We start from the raw sequence: 22,365 nt of genomic DNA, 5'->3' as shown, positions 1-22,365 counted from the left end.
GTTTTGCCTAACTCTAAAACGCCCTAAACCATAACTTAATTCACTGATTCAAACATATTTATAAATCAGACTGTTTTTACCTTGATAGGTTCCCCTGCTAAGCGTTTTTTCAACGTTCGTTTTGTTCTGTCGATCACATCGCCAGCAAGTTGCCCACAAGCTGCATCTATATCATCACCGCGTGTTTTGCGTACTATCGTAGTAAAACCATATCCCATCAATACTTTACAAAAGCGGTCAATACGACTATTCGAACTTCTACCGTATGGCGCTCCAGGGAACGGGTTCCATGGAATTAAGTTGATTTTGCTCGGTGTATTTTTTAAACATTCCGCTAATTGATGAGCTTGTTCAACACTATCGTTCACGTGATCTAACATCACATACTCAACGGTTACTCGTCCTGCATTGGCATTCGATTTCGTTAAATAACGATTCACACTGTTGAGGAAGGTTTCAATATTGTATTTTTTATTAATTGGAACGATATCATCGCGGATATCATCTGTTGGCGCATGCAATGAAATCGCTAACGCGACATCAATCATATCCCCTAATTTGTCCAGTGCAGGTACAACACCGGAAGTGGAAATCGTGACACGGCGCTTAGATAAACCAAAACCGAAGTCATCTAACATAATTTCCATCGCAGGGACGACATTATTCAAATTCAGTAATGGTTCACCCATTCCCATCATTACAACGTTGGTAATTGGACGGCGTCCACTGGATTTCAGTGAACCAATAATTTTTGCAGCTCGCCAAACCTGACCAATGATTTCCGAAACACGTAAGTTACGGTTGAAGCCTTGTTGCGCCGTGGAACAGAATTTACACTCCAGCGCACAACCAACCTGTGAAGAGACACACAATGTTGCACGATCTGCTTCTGGGATATATACAGTTTCAACCAGTTGGTCACCCACTTTGATAGCCCACTTAATGGTACCATCTGATGAGCGCTGTTCGTCAGCGACTTCCGGTGCACGGATTTCCGCGACTTCTTTTAGTTTTGCTCTAAGAACTTTATTAATATCGGTCATTTGGTCAAAATCATCATAGCAATAATGATAGATCCATTTCATGACCTGATCCGCGCGGAACGGTTTTTCACCCATTTGGGCAAAGAACTCACGCATTTGCTTGCGGTTTAAATCAAGTAAATTGGTTTTTTGATTCGTTTTTTCTGGCGTGACAGAAATAGCAGAAGAAGTTGCACATTGTGCATCTGTCGTCATATCAGACATGGTGTATTGCCTCGTTGTTACACTTTCGGCAGTGCTAGTAATGAGTATAGCACGACGTAATTTTTGCAGTCTTAAAAATATAATCGCCCCGCTAATCATAGCAGGGCGTCGCATTGTACAAACTTTATAACAATAATGCTAATGCATTAGTTAAAGAAGTCTTAGCGTGGGCAGATTTCATCAGCAGTGAAGAAATACGCGATTTCACGAGCAGCAGATTCTTCAGAGTCTGAACCGTGAGTTGCGTTTTCAGTGAAGCTGTCTGCGTAGTCTGCACGTAAAGTACCTGCTAACGCGTTATCTGGGTTAGTTGCGCCCATCAGGTCACGATGACGTTGGATTGCATTTTCACCTTCTAACACTTGCAGCATGATAGGGCCTGAAGTCATGAATTCAACCAGACCTTCAAAGAAAGGACGGCCTTTGTGTTCAGCGTAGAAGCCTTCAGCTTGCTCACGAGTTAAATGCATCATTTTAGCAGCGATGATTGTGAAACCCGCGCTTTCAAAACGGTTGTAAATTGCACCAATAACGTTTTTCTTCACAGCGTTTGGTTTAATAATAGAAAATGTACGTTGAACAGTCATAAATAACCTCTTAGCGATTCATTAGGCCTTTATTCTTTATTCTTCCCTGTAACTTAGGATGCAAGAACTTAAAATAGGCATGTTGTAGTTTTTTATATTATTTCTAATTCTATTGTTAGGCTTTTAAACTTCAAAAGCAACCATGTCTAGGAAAAAGAAAAATAAGGCGATGATTATAGGGGCTCTGATTACAATTTCCTACAGTCACAACAACATTTTGTTAAACTTTTTATAGCAAAAAACACTATTTTTTCGGGTAAGTCACGTTTTTCATCTATTACTTCACTCTAAAACTCATTGCCGTCACTTGGCCGCTTAAATCCAATACTGAAATTTGGTAGTTTCCACTTTTATCGAGTGTCAGCAAAATAGAACCATTTTGCTCTGTTGTGTTCACCTGTTCTCCATTTAAGAACCACCATTTCTGCCCCTGCCCACCCTGTGTGACTAAACGCAAATCTAAACTGGTTTTTCCTGGCAAGCGCTGTAATACTTCACCATCACGTATACCGGAAATCAATAATGGCGGCGTTTCTAACTTCAATGGAGGGCAAGCTAAATCTGCTTTAGGTAATCGATTTTCCCGTTTTTCACTACTCGGTAACCATGACTCCACCGTGATCGGCCATAAATGTACCTCTTTTTCCTGTGCATTCGGGCAATCTGCCGCCACTTGTAGCCCTTTGTTATTTACCCAGATTTTTTGTCTTAACCCTAAGAGTGACTCTTGGTCTCGTGCCATTAAAGTGGGTGGGATCGTATTATCCAAGATCCAACTTAGGCGCCTTTGGCGGCAATTATTATCATCTTTCAGTAATGCCGTTCCTCCCGGCCAGCAAATCACTGCTTGGCTAACACTGGCAGGCTTCACATCTTTCGGTAACGGTTCATGAGATAGGTAAATTTTGCTCAGTAACATTCCATTGATTTGATTCATAATCGGGATAGCAGTGGCAAAGCCTAGCTGCCCTGCAACAGGCGTTGCATCCGGTCGTCCGACCCAAACGCCGATGGTATAACGCGGATTAACACCAATCGCCCATGCATCTCGATAACCATAACTGGTTCCCGTTTTCCATGCTAAATTAAGTTGCCCTGATAAATTAGCCTCAGGAACAGGGCGTGCTTCCCCGCCCATAATACGGCGCACTATCCACGCGGCTCCCGGTGACATCAGCGCTCTATCGCGAATTTCATCGGTTGGTTTAAAACGTAGCGGCGACACATAACCTTTTCTCGCAAATGCGCTGTAAGCGGAAACCAAATCTTCCATCCGTGTGGCTGTGCCGCCTAAAATCAGCGACAAGTTTGGTTCACTCCCTAACGGAAAGCGCAGCTCAGTCCCAACATTACGCAGTTGAGCCGTAAATCGTTTACTACCATACACATCTAATAACTGAACTACGGGTAAATTTAATGAACGAACGAGTGCATCACTAACACTCACTGGCCCATTAAAACCACTGTCAAAGTTCCCCGGACGGTAATCATTAAAGCGCCTCGGTACATCTTGTAATAACGACTCCGCATGGATGAGCCCGTCATCCATCGCTAATGCATATAAAAAAGGTTTTAACGTTGAGCCTGGAGAGCGCCAAGCGCTAATCATGTCCACATGACCAAAACGGCTATCATCTTGGAAATCAATTGAGCCAATATAAGCTTTTACTGCCATATCCGTATGATCAACCACCAAAATCCCCAGTGAAGTTTGTTTTGGTAGTTGGTTTTTCCAATTCATTGCCATGTCTTCCAGTTGCCTTTGCAAACTGGCGTCGATAGTGGTTTCAATGATGGGGTCTTGCGTATTTTTAGTCACACGCCTTGCAAGCAAAGGAGCAGAATGCGGATTCTTCCGCGGTGCTAGCCAAATTTGTTCTTGTTTAATATCGGCAACTTTTTCAGGGCTCCAAACTTGGTATTCCTCTAACCTGTCTAACACCTTATCACGAGCGGCTTGTGCCCTTTGTGGATAACGGTCTGGCCTTAAACGGCTAGGAGCTTGAGGTAGAACAGCAAAGAGAGCCGCTTCACTCGCCGTCAATTTTGCTGGTGACTTATTCAAATATACCCAGCTAGCGGCTCCAATACCTTCAATGGTTCCACCATACGGAGCGCGGTTTAAATACATTTCTAAAATTTCATCTTTTGAGTAGTGATACTCAAGCTGAGCCGTACGCCAAAGCTGTTTCAGCTTACCGCCCAATGTTCTTTCATGGGGATCAATTAACCGTGCAACTTGCATCGAAATGGTACTACCGCCCGACACAATACGCCCTGAACTCACAAACTGCCCCGCGGCCCTAACTAGCGAAAACGGGTTTACCCCCGGATGGCGATAAAAATGGCGGTCTTCATACGTTAATAACGCTTCAATAAAATCAGGAGAAACCTCATCGAGTGTAACCGGAAAGCGCCAAATACCTTCTTTGTCTGCAAAGCGCCACAATGGTGTGCCATCCGCAGCAACCACAGTTCGAGCCATTTCAATTTGCTTAATCGGCAACGGCCATATTTTATCAGCCGCTAGAAAAGCCAGTGGCAAAATAATGACCAACAGAACCAGTGCAATGCCTGTGCGGCGTAACCATTTTTTCATTGATGGGAGTACCGAAAATAAATTAAAAGAGCCCTTATACTTTATATATCAATATATAAGGGCTCAGTTTAGCGGTGATTAACGAACGATTTCTAATTGGCCATCAGAATAGCCCGTCGCGCGCCAATCAGGGACATACATTGATTCAACTTGTGGTACTGGAATGCTATATACACCCGGTGTCACTGCACGTGCTAAGTAGACTAATGTCGTTGGGCGATACTGCTGAACTTCAACGGCAGCCACAAAACGGTCATCACGGTATTCCATATGGCGAATTTGTGATTGCTGCATATCATCAATCAGTTCTTGCAGGTTCGGCGCAGACTCACTCAAATTAGCGCTACTGTTCGCTAAATTTTGGTTTTCCAGTTCTAAGCCCGCTGGTAGTAAGTCAACCACTAGCGCATCTGGTACGCTTTGGGATGCTTGAACTTCCAATTTAACCACCACCATTTCACCGCTTCTTAGCCTATCTAACGAAATGCGGTTACCTTTCATATCATAGTAACTACGAGTGATACCCAGCACATTCGAACTTGGCTTCGGCGAATGTTGTGGATAACCCACCACGTTTAGGCGTGTGTATAGCGTATTGGTTCCCGTGTTTTCGATGCTATAACCTGTTTCTAATTGTGCTTTACTCAAGAACTCACTCACGGGTTTATCTGAAACCATCGGAGGTTCTTGGCCATTGATCGTTGCTTTCCACGGCGCTTCACTTTCATTTAAGTAGAAACGACCCGCTAAATACAACGCATTGCTCTCTTGTGTTGAGAAATAACGTTGGGAAGTCAAGTTATTAGACAAAGTTTGCAGTTTTTGGTCACGGGATTTTGGCATTAAATTATATTCATTTAATAGCGCAACAATCATCGCGTCATCACGGATCACCGAACCGTAATCCCCTACATAGCTGTAGCGGTTACGTTGTTTTTTCAGTCCGTCAATCACCGCGCTCTCACCACGTGATTTATCCCCCATCAAGTTCAATGCAACACCAAGCTGAACGAGCGGTAAACCACTAGCGGCATGATCTCTTTGGTTATAAAGTTGACGTAATGCACCTAGAGGTGCTTTTTGCTGTGACGCCAACACTAAGCCAGCGTAGGCTTGAGTTGCGAAACGCGCACCTGCCTGATTTTCCGTATAAGGATAATTGATTTGGTTGCCATCTTGTAAATAGCTCAATAAGCGCGTGTTCGCGTTACTGATAGCTTCTTGGGGAACCGTAAACCCACGCTGATTCGCTTTATTCAAGAAATCCGCCGCATATGCAGTTAACCAATACTCTTCGCGGCCGTTTCTATCCCATAACGAGAAACCGCCATCATTACGTTGCATACTTAACAAATGCGGAATACCAATTTCAATCGCTTTATGGCGATCTGCATCTGTTTGCGTTTTAATCCCTATCTTATTTAACTCAGCTTGAGTTGAGAATAATGATGGATATAACCCACTGATAGTTTGCTCTAAACAGCCGTATGGGTAAGCAAATAGCTCTCTAATATAACGGGAAACATCTAACGGTGGGCGGCTGGTTAATAGTACTTGCCCTTCTAGGGTATCGGGTTGTAACCCGGCAATTTGGTTAGTCGGCAACGCCCATGAGGTGCCTGGCTCAATAGCCGTTGCAAAAGAAACAGTTTCTGCTGGTTGTGCCGGACGAACCCCGACTTTCCAACTATTACTGTAATCTTTATTGGCTTCGCCTTGAATTTTCACACCATTAATGGTCATTGACACTTCACCTTCACCGAAGCCGTAGTCTGCTCTGACAGGTAGATTAATCGTGGTACGTTTGCCTTTTGGTAACTCCAACTCACGGCTGCTGACACCATCAAGTTTCACCATTCCTGATGCCTTGAAATTGACGGTCACATTTTGTGTATTATCCGTCATATTGGTCAAATCAAGCGCAAAGTAAGACTTATCACCACCAGCCATAAAACGTGGCATCGACATTTGTGTCACTAATGGTGCCGCGACAATCACTTTGCTATCCGCATGGCCGAACTCTTTTTCATTCCATGCTTGGGCCATCACACGTAATTCCCCGTTAAAATCAGGGATAGCGAGGCTAATTTCACCTTCGCCGTCTTTATTTAATGTGACAGGCTTGGCTTGCTCCGCAATAATTTGCACTTCAGTGAGTGGCTTCATACCACCACGCTCTAATGCGGCATCCTCGCTGTCACCACCAAAGCGCAAGTTAGCAACCTTACCTTGTCCTTCAATTAAATGACCATAAACGTCATATTGGTCAACTCTATAACGCTTACGGCCAAAAAAGGCATCATACGGGTCTGGGGTTTTGAAATCTGTGATATTCAATACGCCAGTGTCAACCGCAGATAACAACACATTCACTTTTTCAGGTAACGGTTTGCCATCTTGTGCTGTCGCTTTAATTTTTACCGTTAAGTCTTGGTTTGGACGCATTTTATCTGGCGCGGAGAGTGCTAAAGCAATCTTACGGTTTTCATCTGCGATTGGTAAATGCAACACACCCACCGCACGTTTTACCGTTGCTTCTTTAGAATCGTCTCCTGGGCGCACCACAACTGCTGAGACGTACAAGTCATGACGAGCCCACTCTTTATTGACTGGGATTTCAACGTCTAAGCCTTTTTCTGGCACATCAATTTCTTCCCACCACAATGGACCGTTGCTCGATTCGAGCAATATATACCCTTTACCGGCTTTAGGAGATTCAATGCGAACTTTAGCTTTTTCACCCGGTAAGTACGCAGGCTTATTCAGGCTGAGTTTCACTTGGTCAGGACGAACAGAGCCACTTCCCCCTGTGTTATCTTGCCATGAATACCCTGCCCAAAACTGGACGCTCGACACTAGCTGATTTTCTGGGTTAACAACTTCTAGGCGGAATGCCCCCCAATCCACAGGAAAAGACACTTTCGCCGTTCCGTCTTTGGCAATCGCAATATTTTCATTCGCCATAACGAGGTCTTTTTGGTCATAATTTGAAGACCAACCACCACTTTCAGACCAACTCCAGTAATAATCACGACGCTCATACACTAAACGCACGGTTAAATTTTCTGCTGCCAGTTTATTACCTGCGGCATCTGCCATGACTAATTCAAATTCTGCGAGTGAATTTTCATCCACATTGTGACGTTTTACATAACGATCAGTGCGGTAATCATAAATTTCTTTTTTCGCAAATAATGGGCGAATACCCACCAGTTTTTCCGCAGGCCAAATGGCTTGCTCGGCACGACGTGTCACAGGACGTCCGCCAGCCTCAAGCAAACTTGCCTGTAAAACAGCCGAAATAGGTGAACGTGTTGAACTCCAATTGCTATTTGGAATTGAAATCACAGTTTCACCATTACTGTCCAGCGTCAAGTCAAACTCGTCCAACTTACGTGGTAAACCTTCTTCATTGACAGCACCAAATTCAAAACCAGGTAATTTTGCGACCGCTTCCCGAGCTGCTTTTAAGACAATTTGCCCTTGTAGCTGGTTATCAGCTGCTGGCGCACCGTATAAATAACGACCTTGAATATCAAAATCGACAGATTGACTTGTTAAACGAGGGACATCGCTGCCCTCAATTTCCAGAGCCATACGTTCTGGCATAAAATCTTCAACATTAAATTTGTAGTAACGCAGTGGTGAACCATCACCTAAATCAAAGCGAAGCGACCAACCGCCTGTTTCTGCATTTTTAGGAATTTCAAATTGATATTGATATAAGCCATTTTGGTTTTCTTCTGGTTGCCAAACAAAACTGCGAACCACTTGCCCATCAGTTTTTAATACATCAACTTTAACTGGCTGAGTTTTGACTGGGTTACCATCGCCATCACGCAATAGGCCGTTTACCAGCAATAATTCACCTGGGCGATATAAATCTCGAGGACCGAAGGTGAAAAATTGTTTTGCGTAGCCTTCTGGCCCTGAAATATCGAATTCAGATAAATCAAGCGCTGGCTGAGTGAGGTCAATCATACTGGTTTGCCCTTCATGGGTTGCCAGCAACAATTTTCCACCCGCTAATTTATCTAGCTGAGCATGGCCATCGCCATCTGTCGTACCTTTTGTTACTAACTGGCCTTTTTCATCCAAAATACGCAGCTCAACGCCTTTAATTGCAGAGCCTTTCGCTAAGGATTGAGTGAAAATATCGACACGGTCTTGGTAACTGTGTAGTGATACACCAATATCACTCAATGTGAAGACAGTTGCAGGGAATTGATAACTATAGCTGCCTGCTTTTTGCATGATGGCCAAATACACGCCATCTTGCTGTAACTCTTTGACATCTTTCAACGGCAGTAAAATGGTTTGGCGGGTATTTTTATCTGGATTTAAGTCAAAGCGGCCGGTATAAGCCAGCTCCACTTTGTCGAGAAACTCTTCGGAATACCAATACTCATAATTACTACGATACTGCCACTGTGCTAAAAATTGTGGTAATTGCTTTTCATCCACACGGAAGAAATTGACGTCGACCTTATCAACGTTCAAGGCAATCACAGGTAAGCCTTGGGCAACCTTGCTAGGTAATAAAGAGCCTTTACTTGCAAAACCAACGGTTGGGATGATTTGTGCAGTGGTCAATTTTTTCTCAAAATTTTCGGTCGTCGTACGCTCATTAACCGCTTTAATACCCGGGTTAATGGTTAAGTTTAACTCTTTAGATGGCGGAAGATGGCGAAAACGGAGTTCCATTTGGTTATCAGACAGTTCCCAAGCGCCATCTAACTTACCCGCTTTAACATCAATGAGGTTAATGTACTGGCCAAAGTCTTGGTTTGCTTGTAGTGGAACCGAGAATGTCACCACCATGGCACTCGCACCATCAAGCTGTAATTCAGATGCATCCAAAATAGTTAAATCTTTCCCTGCATATTTTTTTATCATTTCTTCAGTGGAAAGTTTCGGTGCTGCTTTTTTCTGCTCTGCAACTGGCGCTGTTTTGGTTTGATTTTCTGGCGCTGTGGTTGAAACATTTGGCTCATTTTTGGTTGTTTCATCTGTATTATCACAACCAGCCAATGCCACTACCGATGCCAACGCAAGTGCTAAATAACGCTTTTTGGTTTTGAGACCCGCCAATGAAGCCCAACTTGATTGTTGTTTCATTACCGCCCGCCCTTTAATTAGTTAAAATTGATTCTGTTTTTTAAGGTCTTAACAGGAGGTTAAAACCCACTATATACATTGGAAATGTTTAAAAACACACACAGATAAATACTGCTGATATTATTTCAATTATCGAAATAATTTAACAGAATGTTATAAAAACGCCTATCAGACAAAACGGAAAAAATGATGGGAGAGAAAAACAGAGAAATGAAATAATATTTTTTAAATAGTAAGCAGAATATATATTTAATCAATGAGCAATATGCATTTTATGAGTGAGAAAAAATATTTCCCTCACTCTATACATGGAATTATTAGGTGTTTTTTACTGGGATTGTGTCCCGCAAGAAGCTACCAAGACGACGCTGGTAAAAAGGCTGAACGTGTTGAGTAATAAAATGGCTAACACCTTGTTCATTTTCATTCACCACACAAAAATCAATAGACTCGTCATCGGCTAAAAACTCACAAGCAAGCGTCCCAGCCTCATGGATAATTGAATCAATATTTTCTGCTCCTGTGGTAAACTCCAGCGCTATCATTAAGATAGGCGTTTCTTCAGCAGCATCGCTCTCTGTTGCGGAGACCATGAAACCGCGTCTGACCACTTTGTGTTGTTTAAAAAATTCAGTAAGCGCGTCAACAATGGCTTGTGGCTGATCTTCTAACACACTTAATTTAAGTGATGAACCTTTCGGCACTGTTAATTCAGTAAATTGGATCTCAGTTTCTTGGTTGGAACTGTTATTATTCGATTGCTGCGACATTGCCAATCCCCTGCTATTAAAAATAATCGCTTATTATACTCGCAAATACGTCAAGGTAAAAAAATAGGCACGAAAAGTCACCTTCCCGTGCCTGTTATCAATCAAACATTCGCTACTTTGATTTACTGATTAATAAGTTAGCTAATGTTCTTACACCTGTACCCGTTGCGCCTTCTGCCCATAAGCTAACTGCAGATTTACGGTAAGTCGCTGAGCAGTCAATATGCACCCAATTTTGACGATAATTTTCGACAAAATGCGATAAAAATGCCGCAGCGGTGCTTGCGCCTGCTGTGTGCGATGGTGCCGCAATATTGTTCAAATCCGCAAAACCAGACGGTAATTGCTGGCGATGGAACTCTGCCAGTGGTAAACGCCAGAACAGTTCAAACTCAGCGTCTGAAGCGCTCATTAAATCAGCAACTAACTTGTCATCGAAACTCAATACAGAATGGTAGTCATTACCCACGGCAGTTTTCGCTGCGCCCGTCAAGGTTGCTGCATCAATAATTAACGTTGGTTTTTCTTTGCTCGCATCAATCAGGCCATCGGCTAGGACTAAACGACCCTCAGCATCTGTATTCATTATTTCAACGGATTTACCATTGCGGTAACGAATAATATCACCCAATTTGAATGCATTGCCGCTAACCATATTGTCAGCAATGCACAAAAACATTTTCACACGTTTTTGTAAGCCACGTGAAATCGCCAATGCCAATGAACCTGCCAATGTTGCTGCACCGCCCATATCGGCTTTCATTGAATTCATTGAGGATGATGGTTTGATGCTATAGCCGCCTGAATCGAAAGTAATTCCTTTACCCACTAACGCAGCAAATACAGGGGCATTTGGGTTGGCTCCTGGGTTGTAATCCAACGCCAAAAATACAGGTGGACGACTTGAACCACGACCAACCGTATGAATACCGGTATAACCTTGTTCTAATAAATCATCACCTTTAATAATACGGTAGCTAATGTCTTGTGCGCCGACAGTGCAGAGTAAATCAATGGCGCGTTGTGCGAGTTGTTCTGGGCCTAACTCTTCTGCCGGTGCGTTAATCACATCACGTACCCAATCAATGGTACGAATACGGTTTTCTAACTCTTTGCGATCCGCTTCTGGCAGTACTGGCCATTCAATCGTTCTAGCCCCTTTTGGCGCACGAAAACCTTGCCAAAATGCCCAGCTTTTTTCTAAATCCCAGTCTTCGCCAGCCAAAGCAACATTGCGGATCCCTTGGCCATCTAATTTACGGCCAGCGCTTTGTACTGCACATAATTTACCTGCATGTTTCAGGTGGATTGTCATCCCTTTATCGCTAGAGCTTAACAATGCGCCTTCGCCCCAACAAGGTGCAGCAGGCTCACAAGAAATCATTACTGGCATAATTTGTTTTGTCATCGTTTTTCTCACTTTGTCTATTTTTGCAGACAGTAAAAGCCCATTTATTCTGTCGGCAGATGGCATTACCTTAACTGATAAATACCAATAGGGATATCATTATAGTGCTGATATAAAATAAAAAACCGAGCACTATTTCTGGCAGTCACTCGGTTTTTAGGGGAAAACCCTACTTATTCGAATTCATCCAGCCAAACTAACAAAATCGCTTCTAGGATTTTCTCGTTCGATTTTTGCGGATCATCATCAAATTCTTCTAAATCGCAAATCCACTGGTGCATATCGGTAAAGCGCACCGTTTTTGGATCAACATCTGGAAATGCGTCATACAGTGCCTCACCGATTTCACGGCTATTTGACCATTTTAAACTCATCATTTTCTCTCATTATATGAACAACTATTTTTCGAATTATAGCCCTTTGAATTATATCAACGGATCTTTTTCAGTTATTTTTCATTATACTATTTGTGAGAGGTAAATCGATAAGTGTTTCCAAACAAGCCAATGTAATACCTTGCTCTTTTAATGCTGTAAACAAACCGCTTGATGAAGCATAAGGGAAACCCAACTTTTCTTTGATATTTTGAATTCGTCTATTTTCACTGGCTTCTGAACAACCTTGAATATAACTGATTTCTTTTACCTTACAGTGCGAAAGTAGTAGGCGTATGGTTATCATCTCTTTTCGTGTAAAACGAATATGGCCAAAACGCATATATTTTTGAGGATTTAATAGTTCCGGTGCAACATTCTTTGTTTGTCCTAATAATTGCGCCTTTATAGGAATATTCGCTCTCATCGGTAAAGTAACGTCAGGATTTTTTTTCCAAAGCTGGTGGGCATACTCAGAAATCATGGGACGATGCTTATAAATAGATAACATTTCAGATAATGTGAGCTGCTTATTTGAATTTACAGTAGTAATTTCAAATGTACTCCCATATCTTGCGCATAAATCTATTTTAAATTGATTTTTCTTTGATTTCTTTAATGTTCTATTATAAGCCTCTGAATAATTACTCCAATATTGAATGCTTGATTTTAACCTTTCCTCCATAAAAAGATCTAAATCATCATCCCAGCATATTAATTGCCATTCATAATTATTTGAAGCTATACTTACTTTCTTGTCCTTCACATCAACACGGAAATAAGTCAGGTCAATTTCATTCCAATCAAAGTACATTGAGAATAAATTAGAAAATTCAGAACATACGTTTTCTAACAAACTATTTTCTATATTCATAATAATTACCTTTTATTATATTTATTGCAAGGAAAATCACAAAACTATATTTTTAAATTTAAAAAACTTTTCTGATAAATTACAAAACCAGACAAACCACATAATGTTAAATAAACACCAACATACATTAAATTAACTTTAGTGAAGTAAGAGAATAGCAAGGGAGTAATTCCACCCAGTATCGTTGCTGCTAAATTAAAGCCTAACGCTAACGAAGCTGTTTTTCCTTCAGAATATAGGCATAACATGAATGAGAAATTACTTAAAATCATTGCAGCATAGATTGTTATTATAAATTGAATGCATATTACCCACTCAATAGATTGAGTGCCCATCAGCCAATAAGTAGGGAATGAAAATATAAACATCCCTAAGATGCCTAGTTTAAATACTTTCTCTGGCTTACTGTATTTATCTGTTAGCCATCCAACAGCAATCATAGAAACAAATAGTAGTGTAGATGATATAATTCCATATAATGTTTTAAATTCAACTAGTTTTAACTCTTCAAGAAACAACGGTGTTGAAATGTTTTGTGCAAAGAAAATCACTGTTCCCGGTATCGTTACAAGAAAAATAGGTACTAAATTTTTCCACTTAATCGAAAAATTATTTTTCCCTTTTGATGGATGACTCGGTAATCTCACTCTAAACCAGAAACTGACAACTATATTTAATACTCCCAGTAATAAAGGTATCCTCCAACCAATATCTTGCATTACTTTAGGTTCAAGAATACGTTCAAGAAAAAAAACAACAGAAAGTGAAATAATCACACCTAATACTGAACTCCCACAAATAATAGAAGAAACTCGTCCATATTCTGCTCGTTTAGCACTACTAATTAAGTAAGTTACTAGCGATGGATATTCCCCTGCAAAACTAAACGATAGAGCCATTTGCAAAATTAAAATAATTATCGGTGTATATGAACCTAAAAGCTGGATGGGGAGCATTGCCATACAAAGTGTTGCTATACCAGTTATCAAGCTAGTTAAAACTAAAGCAGGCTTCTTTCCCGCCTCTTCTGCATAACGCCCAATTATGTACCCACCAACAGGCCGAATAATAAAACGCAAAGCAAATATACCCCATACCATCTCTGTCGCTTGGTTATAGCCTAGCCGCTCTAATTCTGCGCTGAGATAACTCGATATTGCCGCAAAAACAGCAATATCATAATATTCAAGTGTATTACCAGCCACTGCGCCAAATCGATATTTCCATTTCATGATAAAATTCCTTTTTATCTCCAACTTTATTTAATTAGCATTTATATAAACATTGAATCATTATCTTTTAATCCAAAGGTAACTACCTCAATATCGATATTATCTATAACATAAAAAATAAAGCGCACAAAGTGATAATTTAATTACTAACTTTAAATCATCAAGAAAATAAAACAAAAGAATTTCATAATATATAAATAATTAATTTATTAAAATTAAATAAAATATTAAGAGTTGCATTTCACTTTCAAAAAAAACAAAAGAAAATAATAAGGAAAATATTAAAATACAAAAAATCACTCTTATTACATATATGAATAAATATTAAGGACGATTTACTGTTATTTTTTAAATAATTCACATTGTAGCTAGACGGCAAATGAGAGTATTTTGGAGAGCATACAAAAGTATGTGACTAGGGTTAGCGAAAGAAGCCAACAACGCTACAGCGTGAAGCATGACATGTATTTTGATTTTTTAAATAATTCACGTTGTAGCTAGGCAGCAATTGAGAGTAGCTTGGAAAGCATACAAAAGTATGTGACTAGGGTTAGCGAAAGAAGCCAACACCCCTACAACGCGAAATATAACAAACTATTCAATGCTCTAAATAGTTCGTGTTGTAGGTAGGCGGCAATTGAGAGTATCTTGGGGAGCATACAAAAGTATGTGACCCAAGTACTCGAAAGAAGCCAACACCCCTACAACGCGAAATATAACGAGCATTAGTGTTCGCGGGCGTGATTGATAGTATAACGTGGTATCTCCACCACTAAATCCTCATCCGTCACCAACGCCTGGCAACTTAAACGACTTTCTGGTTCTAACCCCCATGCTTTGTCTAACATGTCATCTTCGAGTTCACTACTTTCTTCTAGTGAGTCAAAGCCTTCGCGAACGATGCAATGGCAGGTTGTACAAGCACAGGATTTTTCACAGGCGTGCTCAAGCTCAATACCGCTGCGTAATGCAACATTTAAAATAGACTCGCCTTCTTGTGCTTCAACGACAGCACCGTCTGGACATAAATCACTATGAGGTAAAAAAACTATTTTAGGCATAATTATATCTCATCCACAGAATGGCCTGACAACGCTTGGCGAATAGACGTATCCATACGACGCGCTGCAAACTCCTGCGATTGCTTATCCAGTTGTTTAATGGCATTTTCAATTACGATTGGGTCTGTACCCTCAACCGCTTTAATTAACTCATTGACCGCATTATCAATTTCTGACTCTTCTTCTGGCGTCAGTAAATTGCCATCTTGGGCTAATGCGCTCGTTAAACTTTCAAGCACTCTTGCAGCTTCAACTTTTTGCTCCGCTAAGCGGCGCGCATTTAAGTCATCTTGCGCGTTAGTCATTGAATCTTTAATCATGTTTGAAATTTCGTTATCCGTTAACCCATACGATGGCTTAACTTGAATCGAGGCTTCTACACCAGTGGATTTTTCCATAGCACTGACACTCAGCAGCCCATCAGCATCGACTTGGAAAGTGACGCGAATATGAGCCCCACCGGCTGCCATTGCTGGAATATCACGTAAGGTAAAGCGCGCTAACGAGCGGCAATCTGCCACCATTTCACGTTCACCTTGCACCACATGCACACTCATTGCCGTTTGGCCGTCTTTAAATGTGGTAAACTCTTGAGCTCGAGCAACTGGAATCGTCGTATTGCGCGGGATCACTTTTTCAACCAATCCCCCCATGGTCTCTAGACCAAGGGATAACGGGATCACGTCCAATAACAACATTTCGCTGTCAGGCTTGTTCCCTACTAAAATATCGGCTTGAATTGCGGCGCCAATTGCCACCACTTTATCTGGGTCGATGGATGTCAGTGGTGATTTACCAAAAAACTCCCCAACTTTTTGACGTACTAAGGGTACGCGAGTCGAACCACCAACCATAACAACGTTCAGCACCTCTTCTGACTCAACACCTGCATCTTTCAATGCACGACGACAAGCCATCAGTGTACGTTTCACGTAAGTTTCAATTAACGTTTCAAACTGCTCACGACGAATTTCCCCTTGCCAATTGGCAAGCTGAATAGCCACGGCATCTGCGTCACTGAGCGCAACTTTCGTTTCTGTTGCCACATTTAATAGTTGACGATTTAAATGATGATCGCCTTGTAATGAAACGCCTGCTTGCTCAGCAATCCACTGTGCCAGTACTTGGTCGAAATCATCGCCCCCAAGTGCAGTATCGCCGCCCGTTGCCAACACCTCGAATACACCGCGGCTTAAACGCAAAATAGAAACATCAAAAGTACCACCACCAAGGTCATAAACAGCAATCACGCCTTCTTGCCCAGAGTCCAACCCGTAAGCAATCGCAGCGGCAGTCGGTTCATTCAGTAAACGTAATACATGTAAGCCTGCAAGGCGCGCCGCATCTTTTGTACCTTGGCGTTGTGCATCATCAAAATAAGCCGGCACCGTAATCACTACGCCATCCATTTCGCCACCTAAGGTTTCTTCTGCACGTTTTGCTAATGTTCTTAGAATGTCAGAAGACACTTGGATTGGGTCGACTTGGCCAGCCGCAGTTTGAATAAATGGCAAACCATTTTCACTGGCACTTAGTTGATAAGGTAAGTCAGGGTAGCGTTTTTGAATATCGGCCAATGAACGCCCCATCATGCGTTTCACTGAAATAATGGTATTGACTGGGTCTTGCTCTGCAAGTTGCTTCGCATCCCATCCCACTAGTTTGCTTTCAGGCTGATAATTAACAATCGATGGTAATAAAAAACGCCCTTGATTGTCAGGCAAAGCCGCAGCTTCACCACTGCGCACTGTCGCAATCAAAGAGTGGGTGGTACCTAAATCAATGCCAGCAGCCAATTTGCGTTGATGCGGAGCTGCTGTCATACCGGGTTCGCTGATTTGTAGTAACGCCATAATCGTTTTCTCTTAAAATTCATCTAGTAACCGTTCTTCGAGTTGCTCAGCTTGCTGCTGAAGCTTATCGAGAAAACGTAGTTTACGTACGGTATCAGCGGCTTTTTCCCACTGCATGGCATCTAACTCTGTCACCATCAGTGCGCTTCGTGCTTGCTGCATTTGTTTGACGTTTTGCATAAATTTAGCCAATAAATCAAGTGCATCATCACTGTTTTCAATATTGTCTAACTCTTCACGTAGCTCAAGCTGCTCCATTAAAAATGCCGTATCATGCATGGTATGTTGTTCGTTATTAATATCAAAACCATGTAATGAAAGCATATATTCCGCGCGTTTTAGCGGGTGACGAAGGGCTTGATAGGCAGCATTAATGGTTGCTGCTTTTTGCAGTGCTTGCATTTTTTCCTGTTCAGAACAGGTTGCAAACCGGTCAGGATGGTATTGACGCTGTAAGTCTTGAAAACGTAACGTCAGTTGTTCGCTATCGATGGCATAAGTTGGGGTCAACCCAAAAAGAGTAAAGTAATCCATAAGTGCTCAGTTTCTCGAACCGGTTACCAATGCCACTAACAAGTTAATATTAGTGAGATTGGCCGAAAATTAGGCTTAATTGAACGCATTATACGTGAAAACTTTCACCGCATCCGCATTCACTATTGACGTTAGGGTTATTAAATTTAAACCCTTCGTTTAAGCCTTCTTTAACGAAATCCAGCTCAGTACCATCAAGATAAACAATGCTCTTGCCATCGACGATGACCTTCACGCCTTTATCTTCAAAAACCGTGTCTTCTTCATTGATTATATCAGCGAATTCAAGAACATAAGCCATTCCCGAACAACCTGAAGTTCTTACACCTAAACGCAAGCCCTCGCCTTTTCCACGATTTTGCAGAAAGGATTGAATACGCTGCGCAGCACTTTCTGTAAGAGAAATAGACATTGCAAACCTCACTTTAGAAACAAACAAGGCAGATGCTACTCAAGAGTCGCATCCGCCTTCAAATTATTTTATACCCACCCTATTTCTAAGCTAAGAAACTCAGCGATGTTTAGCCTAGAAGGCATGAGTATTGTTCCAGTTATAGGACGATAACTTGTTGTTATTTATTAATATGGCTTGTCCTATAAACTGATTAAAAACTTATTTGCTTTGGCGTTTGCTTTTGTAATCAGCAATAGCAGCTTTGATTGCGTCTTCCGCTAGAATTGAACAGTGAATTTTCACTGGTGGTAGTTCTAACTCTTCTGCAATGGCTGTATTTTTGATTGACTCCGCTTCGTCCAAGCTTTTGCCTTTCATCCACTCAGTCACGAGTGAACTTGATGCAATTGCTGAACCGCAACCATAAGTTTTAAAGCGTGCATCTTCAATAATGCCGTCATCATTTACTTTAATCTGTAATTTCATGACGTCACCACAGGCAGGTGCGCCTACCATACCGCTACCGACGCTTGGGTCGCTGTTGTCAAACGAACCAACGTTGCGTGGGTTTTCATAATGATCGATAACTTTTTCACTGTAAGCCATTTTTAAACTCCTGAAACCGTCTGATTAATGGTGAGACCATTCGATGCTGTTAAGATCTACGCCGTCTTTAAACATTTCCCATAAAGGAGACAGCTCGCGTAAGTGGCCAATTGCGCCATGAATCATTTTGATTGCATAGTCAATTTCTTCTTCTGTCGTGAAACGACCTAAAGAGAAACGGATTGAGCTATGTGCCAGCTCATCATTCATCCCTAAAGCGCGCAGTACATAAGAAGGTTCTAGGCTTGCAGAAGTACATGCAGAACCTGAAGATACAGCCAAATCTTTTAATGACATCATCAGTGATTCACCTTCAACATAGTTGAAGCTGACGTTCAGAATGTGCGGCGCACCGTGTTCTAAATCACCATTGAGGTAAACTTCTTCGATATCTTTAATACCGTTCCACAAACGTAACCGTAAACCGCGTAAACGCTCAGATTCCGCAGCCATTTCTTCTTTGGCAATACGGTAAGCTTCGCCCATACCAACGATTTGGTGTACAGGTAATGTCCCAGAACGCATACCGCGCTCATGACCACCACCGTGCTGCTGCGCTTCAAGGCGAACACGTGGTTTACGTCGGACATACAGTGCACCAATGCCCATTGGGCCATAGAGTTTGTGCGCAGAGAACGACATTAAATCAACTTTTAACGCATTCAGGTCGATGGGCAACTTGCCCACGCTTTGAGTTGCATCGACGTGGAAAATAATCCCTTTGCTACGGCATAATTCACCAATAGCTTCGATATCCTGCACTACACCAATTTCATTATTAACATGCATAATAGAAATTAAAATAGTGTCTTCACGGATAGCGTCTTGTAGGTCTTGCATAGCAATTAAACCGTTGCTTTGCGGTGACAGGTAAGTCACTTCAAAACCTTCACGCTCTAATTGGCGGCAGGTATCTAAAACGGCTTTGTGTTCCGTTTTACAGGTAATAATATGGTTGCCTTTCTTTTTATAGAAATTAGCAGCGCCTTTAATCGCTAAGTTATCAGACTCAGTTGCGCCTGAAGTAAACACGATTTCACGCGGGTCAGCGCCCACTAATTCGGCGATTTGATTGCGAGCAATATCTACCGCTTCTTCCGCTTGCCAGCCGAAACGATGAGAACGGGACGCTGGGTTACCAAAGTTCCCATCCATTGTTAAACATTGCATCATTTTTTCAGCCACACGAGGGTCAACCGGTGTTGTTGCTGAATAATCAAGATAAATTGGTAATTTCATTGCTCACTTACTCCAAAGGACAAGGTAACTTGCCTTTAATTTTTAAAGATACAAATAGCGGAAATTAGCTCTTCGTCTAACAACTCACCAAGATGTACCGACTGCAATTTTTTTAATATTTTTAAGCACGTACATTGATAATCGATTCAGGTGTAATCCCATTTGGCATGGTTTTACGCTGTTCGTTATCTTGTCTATCAGCAACAACCATGACTTCTTGGTTTTTAACCAGCTCATCAAGGCTAATGCTGCTAAGGAAACTTGTAATTCTATCGCTTAAATCGCGCCATAGTGCGTGAGTTAAGCAGCGATCGCCATTTTGGCAACCTTCTTTATTACCCTGGCAACGGGTGGCGTCAACAGATTCATCTACCGCAGCGATTACTTCAGCAACAAAGATTTGGTCTGCGTCTCTACCAAGCAAATAACCGCCGCCTGGACCGCGCACACTCGAAACCAACTCGTTTTTGCGTAAACGAGAGAAAAGTTGCTCAAGATAAGAGAGGGAAATTCCCTGACGTTCAGAAATGTCAGCTAAAGGCACTGGACCTGACTGAGAGTGTAATGCGACATCTAACATCGCAGTTACTGCGTAACGCCCTTTGGAAGTGAGTCTCATAACATATTACTCCGTGGTAAATTATGGTCAGATTGTGACATTCCTGAGTAATTTAGTCAACTATTTACCTGACTAATTTACTCAAGTATTATTCACCTGATTTTACCACGGATTTCGCCTCACTTTTTCGCCCATTTTTCCATTGACGTTAAAATACCCCGCAGGATATGTAACTCTTGGGTTTCGATATGCGCTCGAGTGAATAAACGGCGTAATTTATTCATAATTAAGCCAGGGTGGGCTTTACGTATAAAACCGGATTCATTCAATACGCTTTCAAGATGGACATAAAACCGCTCAACATCTTCTGACGGCGGGTATTCTACCTCATCATCTGCGGAAATTACCGTATTTTTTTCATTCATTGAAAGATACGCCATACGTATCTCATAACTCACCAACTGAACCGCCATCGCTAAATTCAAAGAACCGTATTCAGGATTCGTTGGGATATATAAATGATACTGACATTTTTGTAATTCTTCGTTGGTCAATCCTACTCGCTCACGACCAAAAACAATCGCAACTGGCGATTCTTTGGATTGCTCAACAGATTTAACGCCACATTCACGTGGCTCAACCATCGGCCAAGATAAAGTACGAGAACGCGCACTAGTGCCGATCACTAGTTTACAGCCTTCTAAAGCTTCATCGAGAGTTTTAACGATTGTCGCATTACCAATAACATCACTTGCTCCTGCAGAAAGCGCAATAGAGTGTGAGTCTGGTTCAACAAGAGGGTTAACAAGATAGAGATTAGAAAGCCCCATGGTTTTCATTGCACGGGCCGTTGAGCCCATATTACCAGTGTGTGAGGTCTCAACAAGAACAATACGGATATTATCTAACATGGTTTATACGTTTCATAAAAAAATTATCGCAATAGCTTAACACAAAATTGCTTATTGTGACGAACATCTATATACTTCGGCACTCAAGTTTTTCGTTCTTTAACATTCCAGTGGAAAAAGCCCATGCATCCGATGCTTAACATCGCCATACGTGCAGCACGTAAGGCCGGTAATCACATAGCTAAAAACTATGAAATGCCTAGCAATATTAAAGTCACTCAGAAAGGCACTAACGATTTCGTTACTAACGTTGATCAAGAATCTGAGCAACTAATAATTGAAATCATCCGCAAGTCATATCCAGACCACACTATTATCACTGAAGAAAGCGGTGAATTAATTGGTAAAGATGATGATATTCAATGGGTAATCGATCCACTGGATGGCACCACCAACTTCACAAAACGCCTCCCTCATTTTTCTGTTTCTATCGCTGTACGCGTTAAAGGCCGTACAGAAGTTGCTGTTGTCTACGACCCAATGCGTAATGAATTATTTAGCGCAGTACGTGGACAAGGCGCTCAACTTAACGGTTATCGTATTCGCATTGATGAAAAGCGTGACCTTGATGGCGCTATCGTTGCGACAGGTTTCCCTTTCAAACAAAAACAGCACGCTGCGGTATATATGAATATCATGACCGCAATGTTCGACAAATGCGCTGATTTCCGTCGTACGGGTTCTGCGGCGTTAGACCTGTGTTATGTTGCTTCTGGTCGTGTTGATGCATTCTTTGAAATCGGCTTAAAACCATGGGATTTCTTAGGCGGCGAGCTAATCATGCGTGAAGCTGGCGGTATCATGACTGACTTTATTGGCGGCCATAATTATATCGCATCTGGTAACTTAGTCGCTGGTAGCCCACGTGTTGTTAGAGACATACTGTCCGTCATGAAAGATGAATTATCGGAAGCATTAAAACGCTAATTCATTCAGACTAGAAATAAATTAGCGCCAAACAAAAACCCACTCTTATTGTGGGTTTTTATTGTTACTTAA

General features: G+C 41.8%; 18 protein-coding genes. 1 reads left to right on the top strand and 17 read right to left on the bottom strand.

Features of this window, described 5'->3' with window-relative positions; translation table 11 throughout:
• Nucleotides 1-65 precede the first annotated feature (65 nt).
• From P3L40_RS08615 to trmJ, 17 genes are all read right to left on the bottom strand, one after another.
• Complete coding sequence (locus tag P3L40_RS08615; RefSeq protein ID WP_004912645.1) at nt 66-1,247, bottom strand: bifunctional tRNA (adenosine(37)-C2)-methyltransferase TrmG/ribosomal RNA large subunit methyltransferase RlmN; 1,182 nt, start codon at nt 1,245-1,247, stop codon at nt 66-68.
• Nucleotides 1,248-1,408: 161 nt separating this feature from the next.
• Complete coding sequence (gene ndk / locus P3L40_RS08610; protein WP_004264899.1) at nt 1,409-1,834, bottom strand: nucleoside-diphosphate kinase; 426 nt, start codon at nt 1,832-1,834, stop codon at nt 1,409-1,411.
• 277 nt (nt 1,835-2,111) lie between these two features.
• A complete protein-coding gene (gene pbpC / locus P3L40_RS08605; RefSeq protein ID WP_136134214.1) occupies nt 2,112-4,433 on the bottom strand; it encodes a peptidoglycan glycosyltransferase PbpC in 2,322 nt (773 codons plus the stop codon).
• 78 nt (nt 4,434-4,511) lie between these two features.
• Nucleotides 4,512-9,551 (bottom strand): alpha-2-macroglobulin family protein, encoded by a 5,040-nt coding sequence (locus P3L40_RS08600; RefSeq protein WP_272693275.1) that lies wholly within the window; start codon nt 9,549-9,551, stop codon nt 4,512-4,514.
• A gap of 317 nt (nt 9,552-9,868) precedes the next feature.
• Nucleotides 9,869-10,321, bottom strand: coding sequence for an enhanced serine sensitivity protein SseB C-terminal domain-containing protein (locus P3L40_RS08595; protein ID WP_136134216.1), 453 nt, complete (start codon nt 10,319-10,321; stop codon nt 9,869-9,871).
• A gap of 112 nt (nt 10,322-10,433) precedes the next feature.
• Nucleotides 10,434-11,729, bottom strand: coding sequence for an aminopeptidase PepB (gene pepB, locus P3L40_RS08590; protein ID WP_210852329.1), 1,296 nt, complete (start codon nt 11,727-11,729; stop codon nt 10,434-10,436).
• A gap of 173 nt (nt 11,730-11,902) precedes the next feature.
• Entirely contained in the window at nt 11,903-12,103 is a 201-nt protein-coding gene (gene iscX / locus P3L40_RS08585; protein ID WP_004912658.1) for a Fe-S cluster assembly protein IscX, read from the bottom strand.
• 70 nt (nt 12,104-12,173) lie between these two features.
• Nucleotides 12,174-12,977 carry a hypothetical protein gene (locus P3L40_RS08580; protein WP_210852327.1) on the bottom strand — a complete coding sequence of 268 codons (804 nt, stop codon included), beginning with the start codon at nt 12,975-12,977 and terminating at the stop codon, nt 12,174-12,176.
• A gap of 44 nt (nt 12,978-13,021) precedes the next feature.
• Nucleotides 13,022-14,209, bottom strand: coding sequence for an MFS transporter (locus P3L40_RS08575; RefSeq protein ID WP_210852326.1), 1,188 nt, complete (start codon nt 14,207-14,209; stop codon nt 13,022-13,024).
• Between the two features lie 725 nt (nt 14,210-14,934).
• Nucleotides 14,935-15,270: an ISC system 2Fe-2S type ferredoxin gene (gene fdx, locus P3L40_RS08570; RefSeq protein ID WP_004912660.1), complete on the bottom strand. Its 336-nt coding sequence runs from the start codon at nt 15,268-15,270 to the stop codon at nt 14,935-14,937.
• Between the two features lie 2 nt (nt 15,271-15,272).
• Nucleotides 15,273-17,123 carry a Fe-S protein assembly chaperone HscA gene (hscA, locus tag P3L40_RS08565; protein ID WP_272515325.1) on the bottom strand — a complete coding sequence of 617 codons (1,851 nt, stop codon included), beginning with the start codon at nt 17,121-17,123 and terminating at the stop codon, nt 15,273-15,275.
• A gap of 12 nt (nt 17,124-17,135) precedes the next feature.
• Complete coding sequence (hscB, locus tag P3L40_RS08560) at nt 17,136-17,657, bottom strand: co-chaperone HscB (RefSeq protein ID WP_094961711.1); 522 nt, start codon at nt 17,655-17,657, stop codon at nt 17,136-17,138.
• 88 nt (nt 17,658-17,745) lie between these two features.
• Nucleotides 17,746-18,069 (bottom strand): iron-sulfur cluster assembly protein IscA, encoded by a 324-nt coding sequence (gene iscA, locus P3L40_RS08555; RefSeq protein WP_004264913.1) that lies wholly within the window; start codon nt 18,067-18,069, stop codon nt 17,746-17,748.
• Between the two features lie 201 nt (nt 18,070-18,270).
• Nucleotides 18,271-18,657 carry a Fe-S cluster assembly scaffold IscU gene (iscU, locus tag P3L40_RS08550; RefSeq protein WP_004264914.1) on the bottom strand — a complete coding sequence of 129 codons (387 nt, stop codon included), beginning with the start codon at nt 18,655-18,657 and terminating at the stop codon, nt 18,271-18,273.
• A gap of 24 nt (nt 18,658-18,681) precedes the next feature.
• The gene (locus P3L40_RS08545; RefSeq protein WP_004264915.1) at nt 18,682-19,896 is read right to left on the bottom strand and encodes an IscS subfamily cysteine desulfurase; all 1,215 of its coding nucleotides are present in this window, start codon (nt 19,894-19,896) and stop codon (nt 18,682-18,684) included.
• A gap of 121 nt (nt 19,897-20,017) precedes the next feature.
• On the bottom strand, nt 20,018-20,515 hold the full coding sequence (gene iscR / locus P3L40_RS08540) for a Fe-S cluster assembly transcriptional regulator IscR (RefSeq protein WP_004264917.1): 498 nt from the start codon (nt 20,513-20,515) through the stop codon (nt 20,018-20,020).
• A gap of 119 nt (nt 20,516-20,634) precedes the next feature.
• The gene (trmJ, locus tag P3L40_RS08535; RefSeq protein ID WP_004264918.1) at nt 20,635-21,366 is read right to left on the bottom strand and encodes a tRNA (cytosine(32)/uridine(32)-2'-O)-methyltransferase TrmJ; all 732 of its coding nucleotides are present in this window, start codon (nt 21,364-21,366) and stop codon (nt 20,635-20,637) included.
• Between the two features lie 123 nt (nt 21,367-21,489).
• On the opposite strand from trmJ, the gene suhB reads away from it, so the two are divergent.
• A complete protein-coding gene (gene suhB / locus P3L40_RS08530; RefSeq protein WP_004264919.1) occupies nt 21,490-22,293 on the top strand; it encodes an inositol-1-monophosphatase in 804 nt (267 codons plus the stop codon).
• The last annotated feature ends 72 nt before the right edge of the window (nt 22,294-22,365 follow it).

Origin of the sequence: Providencia sp. PROV040 (assembly GCF_032706145.1) — a bacterium.
Classification (GTDB): Bacteria; Pseudomonadota; Gammaproteobacteria; order Enterobacterales; family Enterobacteriaceae; genus Providencia; species Providencia hangzhouensis.
The sequence above is the reverse complement of the archived record's forward strand: the minus strand, read 5'-3'. Positions and strand labels throughout refer to the sequence as shown.